Source organism: Planctomycetia bacterium (assembly GCA_034440135.1).
Taxonomy (GTDB): Bacteria; Planctomycetota; Planctomycetia; order Pirellulales; family JALHLM01; genus JALHLM01.
Map to the genome: position 1 here is coordinate 1 of JAWXBP010000080.1, position 2626 is coordinate 2626.

General features: G+C 61.3%; 4 protein-coding genes. 2 read left to right on the top strand and 2 right to left on the bottom strand.

Translation table 11 applies throughout. The annotated features are described in order from the left end of the window. Both SGJ19_04515 and SGJ19_04520 read left to right on the top strand, forming a co-directional pair. On the top strand, nt 1-581 hold a 581-nt coding region (locus SGJ19_04515; GenBank protein MDZ4779494.1), incomplete at its 5' end, for a TrbI/VirB10 family protein. Between the two features lie 2 nt (nt 582-583). Further along, complete coding sequence (locus SGJ19_04520; protein MDZ4779495.1) at nt 584-1072, top strand: hypothetical protein; 489 nt, start codon at nt 584-586, stop codon at nt 1070-1072. Nucleotides 1073-1139: 67 nt separating this feature from the next. Here SGJ19_04520 and SGJ19_04525 read toward each other — a convergent pair whose 3' ends face one another. Continuing rightward, on the bottom strand, nt 1140-2396 hold the full coding sequence (locus tag SGJ19_04525; protein ID MDZ4779496.1) for an integrase arm-type DNA-binding domain-containing protein: 1257 nt from the start codon (nt 2394-2396) through the stop codon (nt 1140-1142). Next, nucleotides 2341-2626: hypothetical protein (locus tag SGJ19_04530; GenBank protein MDZ4779497.1), on the bottom strand; the 286-nt coding region annotated here is incomplete at its 5' end. The genes SGJ19_04530 and SGJ19_04525, both read right to left, overlap by 56 nt.

Sequence of the window (2626 nt, forward strand, 5' to 3'; positions counted from 1 at the left end):
CGCCGCGCTCGCGGTACGAATTGCAGGCGGGGCATGTTATTCCTGCAGCGTTGGTCACAGCGCTCAATTCTGACTTGCCCGGCCGCGTCATCGCGCAGGTGACGGCGCCGGTTTATGACAGCGTGACGGGCAATCATCTGCTGATTCCGCAGGGATCACGGCTCATCGGCACGTATCGTGACGGCGCGCGCCATGGCGACAACCGCATCCTGCTTGCCTGGAATAGACTTATCCTGCCAAATGGCTGGAGCATCAACCTTGAGAACATGGATGCGAGCGATCCGTCTGGCGCGTCGGGGCTGACGGACAGAACCGATAATCATCTTGATCGGCTCGCCGCCGCGATCGCGTTGTCGTCCGTCATTGCCGTTGCGGCCAATGAGGTTGAGGACAATGAATCGAGCGGACTGGTCCCAAGTCTCGGTGACGCCGCCGCGCAACAGGCAGCACAGACGGGCGCGCGAGTTGTCGATCGAGAACTCGCAGTACGGCCGACGTTGCGTGTGCGCGCGGGTGCTCCCGTGCGCGTGCTGGTCACGCGCGACATTCAATTGCGACCATACGTCGGCGGCGGACGCTAGCCGTGGTCACCGGCGCAAACCTCGCTCCGCCGCCCCGCAAGAAGACGCGGGCGAAGCCGGCGGATACGTCGCAACTCGGCTTGTTCGACGTTGATGTATCAACGGCGGGCGCATCCGCCCTGCCTTTGCCGATTGCATCACCGGGTCAGGCCCCGTCCCCCACACGTCCGATAAAGGCGCGGCGTAAATTGGTCGCCGACGACGGCGCGCATCTCGTGACGATGGATGAGCTGCCCGCGTATCCAGCGGGCCTCGTCGAGATCGTCGATCGGTCGATTACGGACCTCCCGAAGGACTTGGTGTGGCTGACCTACAAAGAAATCCGGAAGCATTTTGGCGTGTCCCGGGCCACCATCGCACGGCGGCTGAAGGAAGGGGTCGTTCCCGGCGTTCGCATCCAAGACGGGCGTATGCTGGATGACGGCCCAGTGCGCCGTTTCGATCGCGTACAGCTCCGCTGGTTACTCCTTGCCGTTCGCTACGGCCGATAGCGCGTCTGTGGCAGCATAGGAAACCTTGAAGGCGGCGCACCAACACTGACGCAGTGGGCGCCACGCATTAAACTGAGGACGCAGAGGCATCGGCAACCTGGTTGGGTTCAGCCGCCGGCGCGATAGCTCCGCTTACCCTCGGCCGCTTGAGCTTGTCCAAATAGTCGGCCCACCACTGCATCATCCTCACGCGCTCGTCCCAATATTGCGCCCGATTGTATGCGCGACGAACCTTGTCCGGCTCGCCGTGTGCTAGCGCTCTCTCGATCACTTCCGGCGAGAACGCCGAATGCTCGTTCAAGAGCGACGATGCTGAGCTGCGGAAGCCGTGGGCGACGTGAACGCTGCCATCAACACCCATCGCACGCAGCGCCGCATTCAAAGCACCATCGCTGAGTGGATTGTCGAGCGAACGTATGGACGGAAAGCATCGCTGGCCGCGTCCAGTGATCTCCTTCAACGCCTCGAACTTCTCGACTGCCTGCCGGGATAAGGGAATGCGGTGCTCGCGGCGCATCTTCGTCCGTGGCGCCGGGATTATCCAAAGCGCTCCCGCGATATCGACCTCGGGCCATTCCGCTTGGCGGAGTTCTCCAGGCCGGGGGAAGGTTAGCGCCAAGAGCTGGAGCGCTAGCTTGATTGTCTTGTGGCCGTCATAGCCGTCGATGACTCGCAACAACGCTCCGAATCCGTCCGGATCGATGACCGCAGAATTGTGCCGGGTCTCTGGCGGTAGAAGGGCGCCCTTCAGCGGGGCTGAGGGGTCCATGTCGATTGCTTGCTCGATCACCGCCAGCCGAAAGACCGCCGACAGCACGCCCCGCATGCGCCGAGCCGTTTCGCGATTCCCCTTGGCCTCAACGACGCGAAGAGCGCGAAGCACGTCACGCGGTTTGATGTCGGCGACTTGCTCATCCCTCAATTCCTTGGCGAGGTCCTCGACAATCCATCTGGCCTTCTTGATCGTGGGCGCCGATCGACCGGTCTTCGCCAGCCGGTCGAGATAGAGATCGGAGAAGGCTGCGAACGTCGTCTCCTGGAGAGCCGCTGCGGTCTCTTCATCAGCCTTTCTTTCCGCTGCGGGGTCCTTGCCTTCGCGTAGGAGATCCTTCGCCGCCTCGCGTTGCTTCCGCGCTTGGAGCAGGCTGATGTGCGGATAGGGTCCGAACGCGAGGTCCCGCTGCTTGCCGCCATAGCGATACGCGAGCCGCCAGAGCTTCTTGCCGTTCGGATAGACATGGAGAAAGAGCCCTTCTCCATCGGCGAGCTTAATGAGGCGCTCGGAGGCCGCGGCCTTTCGGCATTTCAGATCGGACAATTTCATCTGTTGGGAAATCCGATTCGAGATTTGTTGGGAAACCGTGACTCGCGAAAATTTTTCCCAACAATTTCCCAACAACACGCTGAAAAGCAATGAGACGCACCGAGTCGGCGTGCGACGGCGGGCCAAACATCGAAACGGCGAAAAAGCCTTTTAGATCAAATGTTTTGAGACGATTTGAGATGGCCTGAGACGGTATGCTCGAAAGGCCGAAAAAGAGGGGTTGGTGCCGC

What these genes read in the sequence shown, in the direction of transcription:
- SGJ19_04525 (MDZ4779496.1), bottom strand. Translation starts at nt 2,396, where the DNA reads ATGAAATTGTCCGATCTGAAATGCCGAAAGGCCGCGGCCTCCGAGCGC.